At 43.9% G+C, this 17,656-nt stretch carries 15 protein-coding genes and 1 other annotated feature; all 15 genes read right to left on the bottom strand.

Features of this window, described 5'->3' with window-relative positions; all coding sequences use genetic code 11:
• Nucleotides 1-5: 5 nt before the first annotated feature.
• Nucleotides 6-710: an orotidine-5'-phosphate decarboxylase gene (gene pyrF / locus ACQYAC_RS01590; protein ID WP_058014032.1), complete on the bottom strand. Its 705-nt coding sequence runs from the start codon at nucleotides 708-710 to the stop codon at nucleotides 6-8.
• Entirely contained in the window at nucleotides 682-1,614 is a 933-nt protein-coding gene (locus ACQYAC_RS01585) for a dihydroorotate dehydrogenase (RefSeq protein WP_058014033.1), read from the bottom strand. Before ACQYAC_RS01585 ends, pyrF begins: the two co-directional genes overlap by 29 nt.
• Nucleotides 1,608-2,384, bottom strand: coding sequence for a dihydroorotate dehydrogenase electron transfer subunit (locus ACQYAC_RS01580; RefSeq protein WP_058014034.1), 777 nt, complete (start codon nucleotides 2,382-2,384; stop codon nucleotides 1,608-1,610). Before ACQYAC_RS01580 ends, ACQYAC_RS01585 begins: the two co-directional genes overlap by 7 nt.
• A complete protein-coding gene (gene carB, locus ACQYAC_RS01575) occupies nucleotides 2,381-5,596 on the bottom strand; it encodes a carbamoyl-phosphate synthase (glutamine-hydrolyzing) large subunit (protein ID WP_429942598.1) in 3,216 nt (1,071 codons plus the stop codon). Before carB ends, ACQYAC_RS01580 begins: the two co-directional genes overlap by 4 nt.
• Entirely contained in the window at nucleotides 5,581-6,675 is a 1,095-nt protein-coding gene (locus tag ACQYAC_RS01570) for a carbamoyl phosphate synthase small subunit (RefSeq protein WP_429942597.1), read from the bottom strand. Before ACQYAC_RS01570 ends, carB begins: the two co-directional genes overlap by 16 nt.
• Entirely contained in the window at nucleotides 6,672-7,958 is a 1,287-nt protein-coding gene (locus tag ACQYAC_RS01565) for a dihydroorotase (RefSeq protein ID WP_429942596.1), read from the bottom strand. Before ACQYAC_RS01565 ends, ACQYAC_RS01570 begins: the two co-directional genes overlap by 4 nt.
• Nucleotides 7,942-8,865 (bottom strand): aspartate carbamoyltransferase catalytic subunit, encoded by a 924-nt coding sequence (locus ACQYAC_RS01560; protein WP_144462087.1) that lies wholly within the window; start codon nucleotides 8,863-8,865, stop codon nucleotides 7,942-7,944. The genes ACQYAC_RS01565 and ACQYAC_RS01560 overlap by 17 nt, the downstream gene beginning before the upstream one ends.
• A gap of 130 nt (nucleotides 8,866-8,995) precedes the next feature.
• On the bottom strand, nucleotides 8,996-10,324 hold the full coding sequence (locus tag ACQYAC_RS01555) for a solute carrier family 23 protein (RefSeq protein ID WP_429942595.1): 1,329 nt from the start codon (nucleotides 10,322-10,324) through the stop codon (nucleotides 8,996-8,998).
• Between the two features lie 154 nt (nucleotides 10,325-10,478).
• Nucleotides 10,479-11,021, bottom strand: coding sequence for a bifunctional pyr operon transcriptional regulator/uracil phosphoribosyltransferase PyrR (pyrR, locus tag ACQYAC_RS01550; protein ID WP_012009892.1), 543 nt, complete (start codon nucleotides 11,019-11,021; stop codon nucleotides 10,479-10,481).
• 170 nt (nucleotides 11,022-11,191) lie between these two features.
• Complete coding sequence (locus tag ACQYAC_RS01545; protein ID WP_144462091.1) at nucleotides 11,192-12,106, bottom strand: RluA family pseudouridine synthase; 915 nt, start codon at nucleotides 12,104-12,106, stop codon at nucleotides 11,192-11,194.
• Nucleotides 12,103-12,570 (bottom strand): signal peptidase II, encoded by a 468-nt coding sequence (gene lspA, locus ACQYAC_RS01540; protein WP_058014041.1) that lies wholly within the window; start codon nucleotides 12,568-12,570, stop codon nucleotides 12,103-12,105. The genes ACQYAC_RS01545 and lspA overlap by 4 nt, the downstream gene beginning before the upstream one ends.
• Before the next feature lie 94 nt (nucleotides 12,571-12,664).
• Nucleotides 12,665-13,039 carry a TraR/DksA family transcriptional regulator gene (locus ACQYAC_RS01535; RefSeq protein WP_058014042.1) on the bottom strand — a complete coding sequence of 125 codons (375 nt, stop codon included), beginning with the start codon at nucleotides 13,037-13,039 and terminating at the stop codon, nucleotides 12,665-12,667.
• A 160-nt stretch (nucleotides 13,040-13,199) separates the two neighbouring features.
• Nucleotides 13,200-15,965: an isoleucine--tRNA ligase gene (gene ileS / locus ACQYAC_RS01530; protein ID WP_058014043.1), complete on the bottom strand. Its 2,766-nt coding sequence runs from the start codon at nucleotides 15,963-15,965 to the stop codon at nucleotides 13,200-13,202.
• A gap of 61 nt (nucleotides 15,966-16,026) precedes the next feature.
• Nucleotides 16,027-16,265, bottom strand: a binding site (T-box leader).
• A 59-nt stretch (nucleotides 16,266-16,324) separates the two neighbouring features.
• The gene (locus ACQYAC_RS01525; protein WP_003211323.1) at nucleotides 16,325-16,819 is read right to left on the bottom strand and encodes a DivIVA domain-containing protein; all 495 of its coding nucleotides are present in this window, start codon (nucleotides 16,817-16,819) and stop codon (nucleotides 16,325-16,327) included.
• A 26-nt stretch (nucleotides 16,820-16,845) separates the two neighbouring features.
• Nucleotides 16,846-17,622: an RNA-binding protein gene (locus ACQYAC_RS01520; RefSeq protein WP_061407750.1), complete on the bottom strand. Its 777-nt coding sequence runs from the start codon at nucleotides 17,620-17,622 to the stop codon at nucleotides 16,846-16,848.
• Between the last annotated feature and the right edge of the window lie 34 nt (nucleotides 17,623-17,656).

The following is a 17,656-nucleotide window of genomic DNA, read 5'->3' as shown; positions in this document are numbered from 1 at the left end:
GGCAGTCACTCCCACTCTTTCAAAATTTGATGATAGGCTTCCAATGGTTTTTCAGCTTTTGTAATTGACCTTCCGACAACAATTTGTGAAACACCTTGCTCTTTTGCATAAGCAGGGGTTGCCACACGCTTTTGATCATCGGTTTGATCATTTAGTAAACGAATCCCTGGCGTAACAGTGAGGAAGTCAGGTGAGATGTGCTCATGAAGGGCTTTGGATTCATGAACAGAGCAAACAACACCGTCTAGTCCACTTTCATATGCCAATTGACCGTACCGAATAACAGTCTCTTGCAGCGGACGGTCTATGAGTAATTCGCTTCTCATCATGTCTTCAGATGTGCTCGTCAGCTGAGTCACAGCAATAATGCCCGGACGTTTTTGTCCAGCAGGCGTTCCGCTTTCAAGCCCTTCTAACGCAGCTTGCATCATCTGTTTCCCGCCAGCAGCATGTACATTGACTAGATCAACGCCAAGTGCGGCAAGCCGGTTCATTGCTTTTTTCACCGTTGTTGGAATGTCATGTAATTTAAGATCGAGGAAAATGCGGCAATTTTTTTCCTTAAGCGCCTCAAGGATGACAGGTCCTTCTTGGTAAAACAGCTCCATGCCGACCTTCACAAATAACGGTGTCCCTTCAAAGGGTTCTAAAAAGGCGAGCGCCTCCTGCCCTGATGGAAAATCAAGCGCGATGATGGGCAAGTGCTTCATGTTTCCAGCTCCTTCCGATACATTCCTCTACAGATGAATACCCATAGGCTGATAATACTTTTGGCAGTTCTTCAATGATTTCTGGGCAAATAAATGGGTTTACAAAATTGGCTGTGCCCACAGCTACTGCACTCGCTCCTGCTAGTAAAAATTCAAGTACGTCTTCAGCATTTTGCACCCCGCCCATTCCGATAATCGGGATAGACACTGCTTGACTGACCTCATGTACCATGCGCACAGCGACAGGTTTGACCGCTGGGCCTGATAATCCGCCTGTTTTATTGGCAAGAATCGGTTTCCCCGTTTTTAAATCTAAACGCATACCGATTAACGTGTTAATCATCGTGAGTCCATCCGCTCCAGCAGATTCAATCGCTTGAGCAATCTCCACAATATTGGCTACGTTAGGAGACAGTTTGACATAGACAGGGACGGAGGACACGTCCTTCACCGCTTTTGTCAATGCTGCTGCCATTTGAGGATCTGTACCAAAGGCAATTCCGCCTGTTTTGACATTTGGACACGAGATATTCAGTTCAAGGGCATGGACATTTTTTGCTTGGCTGATCTGCTTCGCTACTTCAACATAATCATCGACCTGTGAGCCAGCGACATTTGCAATAATAGGTGTATCAAACTGCTCAAGCCAAGGCAATTCATTTTCAAGCACGCCTTTTAGGCCAGGATTTTGAAGACCGATAGCATTGAGCATCCCAGCACCTGTCTCCGCTACCCTTGGTGTCGGGTTGCCAAATCTCGGTTCTAAGGTTGTGGCTTTGATCATGATACCGCCAAGCACGGATAAGTCGTATAATGAAGCAAATTCTCTTCCGAATCCGAAGCAGCCTGACGCCGGAATAATTGGATTCTTTAAAGATAAGCCGGGTAACTCAACGTTTAGCATGACAATGCCACCTCCTCTGCTTTAAATACAGGTCCGTCCAGACAGACTTTGACGTAAGCTTTTTCGTGCTGGTCTGTATGACAAACACATGCAAAGCAAGCACCAATTCCGCAGCCCATTCGTTCTTCCATTGAAATGTAGACAGGCTTATCGGGGTAAGAGTCTTTTAGTGCCTTTAACATAGGAGTTGGCCCGCAAGAAAGCATGACATCAAAACTCAAATCATTCTCTTCAATAACACTTGTCACAAAGCCCTTTGCGCCATATGTCCCATCAACTGTTGCAATAAATGTATCTCCGAGTGCTTGGAATTTCTCCTCGTAAAATATATCCTTTTTCGATTGAAAGCCAAGGACATGCTTGACGATGACGCCTTTTTTCGTTAAACGCTTGGACAGCTCATATAAAGGCGGTACTCCAATCCCGCCGCCAACTAGTAACGCTGTCTGACCTGGCTGAACAACTGAAGGATCATATCCGTTGCCAAGCGGCCCTAATACATCAATGGATTCCCCATCCCGCTTTTGGGAAAGGAGCTTTGTGCCCTCTCCCTCTGCGCGATAGATGATGGTTGCTTCTTGTTTCTCGGCATGAATATTGGCAATACTGATCGGTCTTCTCAGCAGCGGTGTCATGGACTCGCTGACCTTGATATGAAGAAATTGTCCAGCCGTTTGAAAGGAGTCCACAAGGTCACCTTTTAATGTCATTTCGTAAATATGATCAGCGATCTCTCGATTTGAGACGACCGTCAAGTATGCTTTTTTCATATCGTTACTGTCACCTCAGCATTCGTTTTCACTTCTGGCATTTCGTCCGCTCTAAATGTCATGCTTTCTAGTACTCTTAAAATCGCTTCTGCTGTATCTAGCGACGTTAAGCAAGCTACGCCATTTTCAACAGCTTCACGTCTGATTCTAAAGCCGTCTCTTGCCGGCTGTTTTCCTTTTGTCAGAGTGTTGATGACAAATTGGGCTTCCCCGTTTCGAATGACATCGAGAAGGTTTTTGCCTTCTTCTCCTATTTTGCCGACAACACTTGATGGGATGGAGGCTTGTTTTAAGTAATTCGCTGTTCCTTCTGTCGCTAATATATGGTAGCCGATTGAATGGAATCTTCTCGCAATCTCTAGTCCTTCTTCTTTATCCTTATCAGCAACTGTCAGAAGAACTGTCCCATCTTTAGGAATTTGAATGCCTGATGCAATTAATCCTTTGTAAAGAGCTTTTTCGATTGTGACATCTTTCCCCATGACTTCACCTGTTGATTTCATTTCAGGTCCGAGTGTAATATCGACTCTTCTTAGTTTTGCAAAAGAGAAGACTGGCACTTTGACGTAAACCCCTTCTTGCTCTGTGTGAAGTCCTTCTTCGTAGCCATAGTTTTTCAGTTTTTCTCCTAAAATGACCTTTGTCGCCAGGTTTGCCATCGGGATGCCTGTGATTTTACTTAAGAAAGGAACTGTCCGGCTTGAACGCGGGTTCACTTCCAGTACGAACACTTCACCTTTTGAGAGAACAAATTGAATGTTGAGCAACCCAATAATGTTGAGTCCTTTTGCAAGCTTGATCGTGTATTCTGCGATCTTCGCTTTGATCTCTTCAGACAATGTTTGCGGCGGGTAAACCGCAATCGAGTCACCAGAGTGAACCCCAGCTCTTTCAATGTGTTCCATAATGCCTGGGATTACGACAGTTTCGCCATCAGACACGGCATCTACTTCGATTTCTTTTCCTGTCAAATACTTGTCAATGAGCACTGGGTGCTGCGGATTGACTTTCACTGCATTCTCCATGTAATGAAGAAGCTCGACTTCTTGATAAACGATTTCCATTGCGCGACCGCCTAATACATAGGAAGGGCGGACAAGAACTGGATAGCCGATCTGATTGGCAATCGCTACAGCTTCTGGCACAGATGTAGCTGTTTTCCCTTTAGGCTGCGGCACGCCAAGTGCTTCTAATGTTTGTTCAAACTTGTCTCGGTTTTCCGCGCGGTCAAGATCTTCAAGGGAAGTTCCAAGAATCTTAACCCCTCTATTTGATAATTCGTCGGCTAAGTTAATTGCTGTTTGTCCGCCAAACTGAACGACAACACCTTCTGGTTTTTCAAGGTCGATGATGTGCATCACATCTTCTACAGTGAGTGGTTCAAAGTAGAGTTTGTCTGAAATACTAAAGTCTGTTGAGACCGTTTCAGGGTTGTTGTTAATAATAATTGCTTCATACCCTGCTTGTTTAATTGCCCACACAGAATGAACGGTCGCATAATCAAATTCTACTCCTTGACCGATTCTGATAGGACCTGAGCCTAATACGATGACGCTTTTCTTGTCTGTACGTTCTGATTCATTTTCATCTTCATATGTGCTGTAGAAATATGGCGTCTCTGATTCAAATTCAGCTGCACAAGTATCTACCATTTTGTAAACAGGTACGATGCCTGCTTCTTGTCTTAGCGTGTAGACATCCGCTTCTTTCATATTCCACTCGCGGCTAATATAGATGTCTGAGAAGCCTTTTTCTTTCGCTTCTTTTAATACGGCTCTATTGCCTTTGTTTTCTTTTAATGTCTTTTCAAAAGCGATGATGCCTTCCAGCTTATGAAGGAAGAAGTAATCAATTTTTGAGAATTCATGTATCTGTTCAACCGTATAGCCTCTTCTAAGCGCCTCGGCGATATAGAATAATCGTTCGTCTCCCGCCTTGATAATCCGCTTTTCAAGCACTTCGTTTGTGATATCTGCTTCATCTTTTAATTCAATGTGATGCACATCAGCTTCAAGTGAACGGACAGCCTTTAGAAGAGACTCTTCTAATGTACGGCCGATCGCCATTACTTCACCCGTTGCTTTCATTTGCGTGCCAAGACGTCTGTTGGCAGATTCGAATTTATCAAACGGCCAGCGCGGAATTTTAGACACAATATAGTCAAGTGCCGGTTCGAAGGCGGCATAGGTTTTACCTGTGACAGGGTTCATCATTTCATCGAGCGTTAAGCCGACAGCAATTTTCGCTGCAAGTTTGGCAATTGGATAACCAGTTGCTTTCGACGCAAGTGCAGAAGAACGACTCACGCGCGGGTTTACTTCGATGATATAGTATTGAAAGCTGTCTGGATCAATTGCCAGCTGTACGTTACATCCCCCTTCAATACCAAGTGCCCGGATCAGCTTGAGCGACACATTGCGAAGCAGCTGATATTCACGGTCACTTAACGTTTGGCTTGGCGCCACAACGATACTGTCACCTGTGTGGATACCGACTGGATCAAAGTTTTCCATGTTACAAACAACGATCGCATGATCACCGCTATCACGCATGACTTCATATTCAATTTCTTTAAAACCTGCAATACTTTTTTCAAGTAAGCATTGTGTGACTGGGCTTAGCTTCAAACCATTTTCGACGATTTCCTTCAGCTCTTGCTCGTTTGTACAAATTCCGCCGCCTGTTCCGCCTAATGTATAAGCTGGTCTCACAATGACAGGGAAACCGATTTGGTTCGTAAACGCCATCGCTTCTTCGAGGTTATGGATGATTTCACTTTCTGGTACAGGCTCATTTAGTTCATTCATCAAATTACGGAATAGATCTCTGTCTTCTGCTTTTTGAATAGCTGACAGCTTTGTACCGAGTACTTCAACGCCGCATTCAGCTAATACGCCAAGGTCTGATAATTCAACAGCAAGGTTCAATCCAGTTTGTCCGCCAAGTGTTGGCAAAATCGCATCAGGACGTTCTTTTCGAATGATTCGTGTTAAGAATTCTGGTGTCAGTGGTTCGATGTATACCTTATCGGCCATTTCTGTATCTGTCATGATGGTCGCTGGATTGGAATTCACAAGTACGACTTCATAGCCTTCTTCTTTTAGTGCTAAGCAAGCCTGTGTGCCTGCATAGTCAAACTCCGCTGCCTGACCGATGATGATTGGACCTGATCCGATGACTAAAATCTTTTTGATGTCTACGCGTTTTGGCATACTTCTTCCCCTTCTTTCTCAGTTGTATGAATCATGTCCATGAACTGGTCGAATAAGTAGTTGGCATCTTCTGGACCTGGTGATGCTTCTGGGTGGTACTGGACAGTGAATGCTGGTGCTTCTTTATGTTTTAATCCTTCAATTGTATTGTCGTTTAGGGCGATATGTGTGACTTCGAGCACATCCTCGTTAATGGCACTAACTGTGTAGCCGTGGTTTTGAGATGTCAGTGTCACCTTGCCAGTTGCTAGTTCTTTCACTGGGTGATTCGATCCTCTGTGACCGAATTTCATTTTTTCAGTACTTGCGCCGCATGCAAGCGCGAATAATTGATGTCCAAGGCAAATGCCAAAGAGCGGAACCTTTCCAATCAATTGCTGAATCATCTCGACTGCTTCTGGTACATCAACAGGATCCCCAGGACCGTTTGAAAGCATGATTCCATCAGGCTTTAACTGCAGTACTTCATCTGCCGTGATATTGTACGGCACCACGATGACATCACAGTCCCTTTTATTGAGCTCACGCAAAATGCCGTGCTTCATACCGAAATCGACAAGGACAATTCTTTTTCCTCTTCCTGGGCTTGGGTACGCATTTTTCACAGATACTTGACTTACTTGATCAGTTGGCAGCTGCATTGTTTGAAGGCGGCGTACCACGTCTTCTACTTCTTCATCCGGTCCTGCAAATGCCCCTCTTAACGTTCCTGCACTTCGAATCATTCTCGTCAGCTTCCGTGTATCGATTCCGCTAAGCCCTGGAATGTTTTTCATTTTCAAATACTCATCGAGCGAGTATGAAGAGCGCCAGTTTGAGGGCTTTTCACAAAGCTCCTTCACAATCAGCCCTTTTACAAACGGTGTGATCGATTCAAAATCATCACGGTTAATGCCGTAGTTGCCGATAAGCGGATAAGTGAGTGTGACAATTTGTCCGCAGTATGATGGGTCAGACAAAATTTCTTGATAGCCTGTCATCCCTGTATTAAAGACAACTTCTCCGACTGATGATTCTAAGCTGCCAAAGCCTGTTCCTTCGAATACTGTTCCGTTTTCTAGCACTAAGCGTCTCTTCATTTTACTAGTCTCCCCTCTTCATACACGACTTTCCCAGATGCAAGCGTCATGACCGGCCATCCTGATACAGTCAATTTGTCAAACGGTGTATTTTGTCCTTTAGATAAGAAGCTCTTTTTTTCGATTGCCATTTCTTTGTTTAAATCAATGAGTGTCATATCAGCTGTTTGTCCTTCTTCCAGCTTTCCATAAGGAAGGGAGAAAGCTTCTGCTGGCTTGATCGTCATATAATCAACGAGTTCTTTTAATGTCCATTCGCCCGATTTGACAAATCGTGTATACAGAAGCGGGAACGCTGTTTCAAGCCCGACTATTCCAAAAGGTGCGCGCTGCATCGTTTCGTTCTTTTCTTCTTCTGTATGCGGTGCATGGTCTGTTGCGATGAAATCAATCGTTCCATCTAACAGTCCCTCGATTAGTGCCTCGCGATCCTCTTTTCCTCTGAGCGGCGGGTTCATTTTATAGTTCGTATCAAGCCCTGGGATGTCCGCATCACATAAGAGCAGGTGATGCGGTGACACCTCTGCCGTCACACGGATGCCTGCTTTTTTTGCATCGCGAACGACTCGCACAGATTCTTTTGTACTGATATGACATACATGATAATGACAGTTCGCTGCTTCTGCTAAAAGAACATCTCTTGCAATATGCACCGATTCACAAATGGACGGTATTCCGTTTAATTCATTTGCTTTTGAAAATTCTCCTTCATGAACGCATCCGCCGTAAATAAGCGAGTTATCTTCACAGTGTGCCACAATTGCTTGATCAAGGCTTGCCGCCTTTTTCATCGCTTCGTACATCATGCCTGCTGTTTGGATGCCTACTCCGTCATCTGTGAAAGCGAAGGCGCCTGCTTCTTTTAGTGCTGCAAAGTCTGTCATCTCTTCCCCAATTTGTCTAGTTGTGATGGAGGCATATGGCAGTACTCTGACAGAAGAAGTCTCTTCGATCCGATTCATGAGCCATTCCATTTGCTCTTTTGTATCTGGAACTGGACGTGTATTCGGCATCGCTGCGATCGTTGTATAGCCGCCTCTTGCTGCTGCTTTAGAACCTGTTTCAATCGTTTCCTTTTTCTCTCCGCCTGGCTCTCTTAAATGTACATGCAGATCAATTAAGCCTGGTGAAACAAATAGCCCTTTAGCATCAATGACCTCTTCTCCGTCTTCTCTTTCTAAGTGACCAATCGCTTGAATCACTTCTCCTTCTACCCTAATATCCTGCTGCACTTTTTCACCTGTGCTTGTTAAGATAAAACCGTTTTTAATGAGATACGACATAGACAGAATCTCTCCCTTTTTGATGTAGTCTGCTATTTTGAAAAGCTCTTTTTAATACCGCCATTCGGACATAAACGCCATTTTCCATTTGCTTGAAAATTCGTGACTGCTTTGATTCCACTAAAGAATCATCTATCTCCACACCTCTATTTACTGGCGCTGGATGCATGATAATGGCTCGTTCTTTCATGTTGTTTGCCCTGTTTACCGTTAATCCATAAGTCGATAAGTAATCTTCATTGCCCGTTTTTTCAGCGTGCCGTTCATGCTGGATTCTAAGCAGCATCACCACATCAGATTGTCTAATGGCTTCGTCTACTTGGACATACGTTCCGTGAGGATTTTGCTCATCTTGGAAGGAAGCAGGCCCTGAGAAAAGGACTGTCGCTCCGAGCCTTGAGAGTACTTCAGCATTCGACCTTGCCACTCTGCTGTGCTTGATGTCTCCATGAATCGAAATCGTTAAGCCCTCAAAGCAGCCAAACTCTTCATAGATGGTCATTAAATCAAGCAGTGATTGGGTCGGGTGCTGCCCGCAGCCATCTCCAGCATTGATGATGGGAATCCCAACCTTCCCGATTAGCTCGTTGTAGTATTCATCAGTGCTGTCTCTGATCACACATGCTTTCACGCCAATGGATTCGAGCGTTTTTACCGTATCGTATAGTGTTTCGCCTTTTTGGACGGAGGTGCTTGCCGCATCTAAGTTCAGTACATTCATCCCCAGTTTCTTTTCAGCGACTTCGAAGCTAAATCGTGTTCTTGTGCTTGGTTCAAAGAAGAGATTTGCTACAAATTCTCCCGCTAAGCCAAGCTCTTGCTTCCCCTTTTTGAGAGCCGTTGCTTCTTCAATCAGCTGTAAAATCTCTTCTTTAGATAAGCTGCTCATTGTCGATAGATTATTCATTTTTTCTTCCCCCTCTAGTTTTTCATCACTTTCAGGTTCAAAAAAACCCTAAGCCTCGGCAGCTTAGGGTTCTCCAAAAGAAGCAGCGGCACATTCGTGCATTCTGCTCATTTTAGAACCCTTGTCAGCCTCACTGGACTTCTTTTAAAAGGTTTTCTGTATTCGATTCATTTGACTCGTCATCCTCCGCTTTTTGCTGCGGCAGGATCAGATTCAACAGGACACCCGTGATGGCAGCAAGTGCCATTCCAGATAGTGTGAGGTTGATTTGTTTCACCTCAATGAATGCCCCGCCAATTCCGATGACTAAGATGACTGATGCGATAATGAGATTACGCTTTTCTTCAAAATTCACTTTATGATCAATCAGGATTCTCAGACCGCTTGAGGCAATGATCCCAAAGAGCAGGAACGAAACGCCTCCCATGACCGCAGACGGTACTGTACTGATTAATGCTGAGATTTTTCCGACAAAGCCGAAGCAGATTGCAAATACTGCTGCTCCGCCGATGACGAAGATACTGAACACTCTTGTGATGGCGAGGACGCCGATGTTCTCTCCATACGTTGTTGTTGGTGGTCCGCCAATGAGTGAAGCGAAGATTGTCGCCGCACTGTCTCCTAAAATGGAGCGGTGAAGACCAGGTTTTTTAATGAAATCTTGCCCTACAACTTTACTTAACACCACTTGGTGGCCGATATGCTCAGACATTGTCACAAAGGCAACCGGCACCATCACCGTGAGAATGCTTAATGTCACAACAGGTGTGTAATTGACAAATGGTACGACGAAGTCTGGTACAGCAAACCATTTTGCATCAATGACCGGCTGAAAGTTCACAATACCTTGTGTTAAGGCAAAGAGATAGCCGCTTATAATGCCGATTAATACTGGAATTAAGCTTAGGAAACCTCTTAGGAAAATCATGCTGATAATCGTGACAGCCAGTGTGAAACCCGCGACCGTTAAGTGCTTAAGGCTGTATACAAGCTCGGTTGCATTCGGATCAACATACATCGCCATGTTAACAGCTGTTCCAGCGAGTCCGAGCCCGATGACCATAATGACCGGTCCTACGACGACTGGCGGCAGAAGCTTCATCAGCCAACCTGTGCCGAGCCATTTAATAAATAGTGCAATGAGTGCATAAGCGACACCCGCCATGAAGGCACCAACCATTGCGGCTCCAGGGCCGCCTGTTGCTTTGACATTCAGTATGGGGGCGATAAAGGCAAAGGACGATCCAAGATACGCCGGAATTTGGCCTCTTGTGATGATTAAGTAAACAATGGTTCCAACACCACTTGAGATGAGCGCGACGGCTGGACTCATATCGATGATTTTTGGTACTAGAATAGTCGCACCAAACATGGCAAACAAATGCTGAAGGCTAAGTGACAGCCATGTGAATGGTTTTGGGATATCTCGAATGCCTAAATTGGCTTTTTGCTGACTCATGATTTTTCCTCCTAGATGTGTCCTTCTTCATTAAAAAAGCCTCTTTGCGAGTATGCGCAAAGAGGCTTAGAAAAACCGTACACGTCATGTTAACCGTGCTCAGTGTCTCTGTTATTGCCCTCTTTGCAAACTCTCTGGAATGCATTTAAAAAGGTTATTTTTCATATATAGCGACAAGGTCGTTTTGATCTACTTCATTCAGTTGAACCATCACTGTCTCTGCTTTTGATGTCGGAATGTTCTTCCCGATATAATCCGCTCGAATCGGCAGCTCTCGGTGTCCCCGGTCGACGAGAACAGCAAGCTGAATGGAAGATGGTCTTCCTACATCCACTAGGGCATCCATGGCTGCTCTAACAGTTCTGCCTGTAAACAGGACATCATCAACGACGATTAGTGTTTTGTCATTAATGTCAGCTGGAATGTCTGCACCCTTTACAAGCGGGTCTTGGTTGTCTGTCTTTTTTGTCAGGTCATCACGGTATAGCGTAATATCAAGTTCACCCACTATGACTGGATTTCCTTCAATTTGCTCGATGCGCTCTGCAAGGCGCTTTGCAAGATGAATGCCTCTTGTCTTGATCCCCGCAAGGATGACATCTTTCATCCCTTTGTTGCGCTCAATCATTTCATGTGCAATTCGGGTCAGCGCTCGTCTAATCGCTTGTTCATCAAGAATGACTGCTTTTTGTTCCATCTTTTACACCTCTTTTTGACAAATAAAAAGCCCCTTCTGCAAAGGGCAGAGAGGGGCGTTCATTTGTGCATACACGTGCACAAATTGATCCGTTATCCTTCTCAGCCTCTCTGGACTGTTTTAAAGAATCTTCATTTCTTCGTTCATTATTTCAAAAAAAGAACGGCCTGTCAATCGTTATTTCTTAATGAATCGATAAAAGCTTGCATATCGGCAGGAACTGGTGCTGTGAACTCGATATATTCGCCAGTTCTTGGATGATCAAATCCTAAAACACCTGCATGCAGCAGCTGACCATTGAAATCGACTGTTTTTCTCGGACCATATTTCGGATCTCCTGCAAGCGGATAACCGATATATTTCATATGAACACGAATCTGGTGTGTCCTTCCTGTTTCAAGTCGGCACTCCACCACCGTGAAATCCTCAAAGCGTTCAATCACATCAAAGTGAGTGACGGCTTGTTTTGAACTTTCTTTTGTTACTGTCATGCTTTGGCGGTCTTTTTTGTCTCTGCCAATTGGGGCATCAATTGTACCTGTATCATGCTGGATAATGCCATGAACAACGGCTGTATATTTCCTTGTGACCGTCTTAGCCACAAGCTGATTGACGAGTGATTCATGCGCCATATCGTTTTTTGCGACCATTAACAGCCCAGATGTATCTTTATCAATTCGGTGGACAATACCAGGACGCATCACTCCATTAATCCCTGATAAATCTGTGCAATGGGCCATTAGACCATTTACTAGTGTTCCTGACACATGACCTGGCGCTGGATGAACGACCATTCCTCGTGGTTTATTCACAACTAGCACATCTGCATCTTCATAATAAATATCAAGATCCATTGCTTCTGCTTCTACATCTAGTGCTTCTGGTTCTGGAATCTCGACTTTAATCTGATCACCAGCTTGTACTTTGTAATTGGCTTTCACTTGCTTCCCATTTACTTCGATCAGCCCATCTTTTACCCACTGCTGGACCTGGGTTCTTGACCATTCTGGTTCTGTCGTGCTTAGAAATTTATCAAGCCGTTCACTTGTTTGTTCTTCTGAAACGGCAATATTTACTTGATTCATGTAGTTGACTCCTTCGTTTTCTTTCCATCTAACAGCATTTGAATGAAGAGCAGAATAACCCCTACACATAGAGAAGAATCTGCAATATTAAAAATTGGGTAGTGATAATTCCCAAAGACGAAATGAGCAAAATCTACCACTTCCTGACGGAAAATGCGGTCGATAAAGTTTCCAATCGCTCCGCCAAGCATTAAGGCCAGCGCAACTCCAAGCAGCTTGTCCTTTTGTCCATGCTTTTGCAAATAATAAACAATTCCCGCAATAACAACGAGTGTGATCACATAGAAAAACCACATTTGTCCTTGAAGAATTCCCCATGCCGCGCCTGAATTTCGGTGTGACGTGATATAAAAGAAACCATCAATCACTGGATAAGAATCTCCGAGCATCATATTTTTGACAATGAGCCATTTTGTTAATTGATCTAAACAAATCATCACGAATGCGATTATGTAATAGAACACACACGTTCCTCCACTTTCATACTTTGATCTTTAAGCATTTTATCAAGAAAACAGGGAGGAGTAAAGAAACTTTAGTTGACAGACAAAAACCTCCCTACATATGGAAGGCTTCAAAATGAGAATCATCTGATTCATGAGGATAAGGAGTGAATGCTTTTTTCTCGTATTGCTTATGATATAAAAAGTCGTCAGCCGTGCGGGCGGTAGGAAGAATACTCATTTGTTCAAGCGGAATGATATCACCTGTTGCCTCACATATACCATAAGTTCCTTGCTCCATTTTTGCAATAGCGAGAGACACATCTTGAAGTTCTTCTTTGATGTGATAAAGAAGCGTGGCCGTTTGGACCTCGTTCATTGAGACATGCTCAGCGGATGAACGAAATGATGCGTATTCAAACAGTTTAGCTTGAAGCTCTTCTTTCATTTGAAGGAGTTCCGTGTAAATCGTCTCTAGATCGCCATTCATGTCGCTATTTCAACTCCTGCCCTGTCGTGATAATCATATTGTTGCCCCGGCTGTCTACTTTAAAGCCATAAGATTTTTCCTTTCGTTCTAAACGCTGTCATTTCTGCAAACAAGAAAACGCCCCGCATATGGCGGGGCGCTAGTTGGTCATATCACACTGTTAATTCTGGTAATATTTTTCCACGATTTCAGCATTTTTCAGTGACAATGTTGGGTATTTCGGATTTGCACCAACATCTTTTGAAATAATACGAGAACGTTCGCACAGTTCTCCTTCTGCTTTTTGAACCACAATTCGCCCTGAAGTGTATTCAGGTGCTGATGTGTCAGCATTTTGCGCATCTTCTACCGTTAATTCAGAGATGATAAAGAGCTGCTTCACATCTTCTTTAATGGATGCAAGAAGGTTTTTCACTTCTTCTGTCGCATAAAGGGTCACACTTGCTTCAAGAGAACGTCCGATAACTTTCTCATTACGTGCAATTTCGAGCGCTTTTAGCACATCGTCACGCACTTCCATAAAGCGGTCAAACTTCGCTTCTGTCGCTTCCGCTTGAGAAACAGCCACACCTTCTGGCATATCTGTTAACTGAACACTTGGCTCTTCAACAAAGCTTAAGTGGCTCCATAATTCATCTGCTGTATGCGGAAGAATTGGTGCAGTCAGCTTCACTAACGCCATTAATGTTTCGTAGAAGACCGTCTGCATGCTGCGGCGGTCTGGATGATCCGCATGCTCGATGTACACGACATCCTTTGCAAAGTCGAGATAGAAAGAGCTGAGCTCAATTGTACAGAAATTGTGAATCGCATGATACACGACCGCAAATTCGTAATCATCATAAGCCTTTTTCACTTTATCAATCAATTTGTTTAATTTGATCAAGATATATTGATCCACTTCGCGAAGCTCTTCTACAGGTACTGCATTGACTGCTGGATCAAAGTCAAATAGGTTACCATGCAGGAAGCGGAACGTGTTACGAATTTTACGGTAGACCTCTGCTACTTGTTTTAAGATATCATCAGACACCGGGTGATCGGCTTGATAGTTGACGGAAGATACCCAAAGTCTTAGAATCTCCGCCCCAAGCTGCTTCGCTACCTTTGTTGGGTCAATTGTATTGCCTAATGATTTACTCATCTTGCGTCCTTCTTTATCAAGCGTAAAGCCGTGGCTGAGAACACCTTTATACGGTGCTTTTCCAGTGACCGCAACTGCTGTTGATAAGGAAGAGTTAAACCAGCCGCGATATTGGTCAGAGCCTTCAAGGTAAAGGTCTGCCGGACGAACAAGATCATCTCTTTCTTCTAAAACAGCTTGGTGAGAAGAACCAGAATCAAACCATACATCCATGATGTCCTGCTCTTTTGTGAATTCACCGTTTGGACTGCCTGGATGTGTAAAGCCTTCTGGCAATAGTTCTTTCGCTTCTTTTTCAAACCAAATATTAGAGCCATGTTCTCTAAATAATTGAGAGACGTGCTGAATGGTTTCATCTGTGATGATCGGCTCACCATTTTCTGCATAAAAGACCGGAATTGGAACGCCCCATACACGCTGTCTTGAAATGCACCAGTCGCCTCTGTCACGCACCATATTGAATAGGCGCGTTTCGCCCCATGCTGGAACCCATTTCGTTTCTTTAATATTGTCTAATAGCGCTTCTCTGAAGTCTTTAATCGAAGCAAACCACTGAGCGGTTGCACGATAAATCGTTGGCTTTTTCGTTCTCCAGTCATGCGGGTAGGAGTGCGTGATAAAGTCGAGCTTTTTCAGCGCGCCTTTTGCTTCAAGCTGTTCTGTGATGGCTTTATTGGCATCCTCGTAAAATAGACCTTCAAAACCAGGCGCTTCTTCTGTCATGACACCTTTTTCGTCTACTGGACATAGTACGTCAAGACCGTACTTCATGCTGACAATAAAGTCATCTTCCCCGTGACCTGGTGCTGTATGAACACAGCCTGTTCCTGCATCCGTTGTCACGTGGTCACCAAGCATCACAAGTGAATCTCTGCCATAGATCGGATGCTCTGCAACGACGTTATCTAATTCTTTTCCTTTTAATGTTTTCACGACTTCATACTCTTCAAAACCAAGCGTTTTTGCCACTTGTTCAACAAGCTCAGATGCGACAACATATCGCTCAGCACCCACTTGAAGAACACTGTACTCTAGGTTTGGATGAACACAAATCCCAAGGTTTGCAGGAAGTGTCCAAGGTGTTGTTGTCCAGATGATGAATTGTTCGCCATTTTCAAGTACGCCTTTTCCATCTTTCACTTTAAATGAAACGTAAATGGATGGTGAACGTTTGTCTTTATATTCAATTTCCGCTTCTGCAAGAGCTGACTCACTTGAAGGAGACCAGTTAACAGGCTTTAGTCCTTTGTAAATGTAGCCTCTCTTCGCCATTTCTCCGAAGACAAGAATTTGCTGCGCTTCGTACTCAGGCTTTAACGTGACATAAGGATTGTCCCAATCTGCTCTGACGCCTAAACGCTTAAACTGATTGCGCTGACCTTCGATTTGTTTCCAAGCATACTCCTCGCATAGTTTGCGGAATTCAGCTGTCGACATTTCTTTACGTTTGACTTTTTTATTTTTAGTGAGTGCTGTTTCAATTGGCAGCCCGTGTGTATCCCAGCCCGGTACGTACGGTGCATGGAATCCATTCATTGATTTAAAACGGACAATAAAATCTTTAAGGATTTTATTGAGGGCGTGCCCCATATGAATGTCACCATTCGCATATGGAGGTCCATCATGCAAAATAAAGGTCGGACGTCCTTTTGTCCGCTCTAAAACCATTTGATAGATGTCTTTTTCTGCCCACTCCTCTTGGATTTCAGGCTCTTTGTTCGGCAAGTTCCCTCTCATTGGGAATTCTGTTTTCGGCATTAATAAGGTGTCTTTGTAGTTCATATACCCATTCCTCCATATGCAAATTCTGATTAAAAAACAATAAAAAAAGCCCTCTCATCCCATAAGGGACGAGAAGGCTTGTCTCGCGGTACCACCCTTTTAGACAAGCGCTATTTAATCAGACGCTTATCCACTCTAAAATCGTAACGTGATCAGACGCCTTTTCTTACTCATTCTTTTCAGAAAAGGAACTAAAGGGGTGATCTCATTGCAGCGTCTCGTAATGTCAGGCTTCCACCATCCCTGATTCGCTTTATTACGCATATGACAACTGCGAGTGTCCCTTTCAAACGTTTATCTCTTGTTAATTTATGATGGTATTATATGCAACTTGTACACGTCATGTCAAGGTGATGCGCTTATTCTTTTTCGTCAAAGACAGCGTCAACTTCATATTCCAGTAAATGATCCCAATCGTCATTTTTTAGAAGATCAAGCTGAGCTTCGATGAGCATTTGGAAGCGGGTTCTAAAGACTTTCGACTGCTTCTTGAGCTCTTCGATTTCCATCGCAATCTTTCTTGATTTTGATAGCGCTTCGTTGATAATACGATCGGCATTTTTCTCCGCTTCACGAATAATCAATTTCGCTTCTTTATCAGAATGACGTTTGACGTCTTCTGCTGCTTCCTGCGCCACAAGAATTGATTTGTTTAACGTTTCTTCAATTGTCGCAAAATGGCCTAATCTTTCATCAAGCTCGTTTACTTTTTCTTCAAGTTCGTTCTTTTTGCGAAGCACGATTTCGTAATCTTTACGTACTTGGCTTAAAAACTCGTTTACTTCATCTTCGTCATAGCCGCGAAAGCTTTTTGTGAACGTTTTATTATGAATATCATTAGGTGTTAATGGCAACCTCGCCACCTCCAGATTCAAGTTCGTTATGTCAGAAGCTCAAATGTTACTTTAAATTTATCTTTTTTGGTCTTCCCATCAATCGTTTTGAGGCTAAAGCGGCCAAATCCCCTGACAGAGAGCTGATCGCCTTCACCGATTGTAAAAGAAGGGTCCTCAGTGACTTTCCAGTTAACTTTGACAAGCCCATTTTTGACCAACAGCTGTGCCTTTTGCCGAGACTGACGGCTGATTGCAGCACATACCGCATCAAGCCGCAGTGAAGAAATCGTATCTTCTTTGATGTCAGTCTTGCTGATAACCGGCTTTAAATCTGCCTGCGTGATTTCCTCTAATGATACGGAGGCTCTGCCGACATGCGTCAGCTGCGCCCGAACAAAATCAGCGACATCACTCGTACAGATAAACTGCACATCTTCCTCAGAAAATAACAGATCTCCAAATTTTTGACGCTTCAAGCCTGTCCCAATCAGTGAACCAAGGAGCTTCGGGTGTTCTAGCGAAATAAACTTTTTCGCATAGTTCACCTGAAAATAAGACAGTTCAGCATCCTGAGTAGCCGGTTCTAGATATTCAGGATAAATGAGCGCTCTTTTGCGCTCCGCTCCTTCATACCCGCCAAAAAACATGATCCCAAGCTCATCAGCATGCTGGATGACGGACTGGGTAATAAACTGCTCACGCGGATCAAGAAAGTCTGTTAATTTCATTCGATACTGGTCGAGTGCGATTTTTTTCCAGCCTAACACTTGGTCAACAAATGGCTGTTCGTCTTTTCTAAAATGTTGATAAATATCGCTCATTTTGTTCCCCTCTTATGTAAAAGAGCCTGGCAGC

The organism is Bacillus sp. MM09(2025) (genome assembly GCF_050496725.1).
In the GTDB taxonomy this organism is placed as follows: domain Bacteria; phylum Bacillota; class Bacilli; order Bacillales; family Bacillaceae; genus Bacillus; species Bacillus pumilus.
Note: the sequence above shows the minus strand (reverse complement) of the source record. Positions and strands in the feature narration are given on the sequence as shown.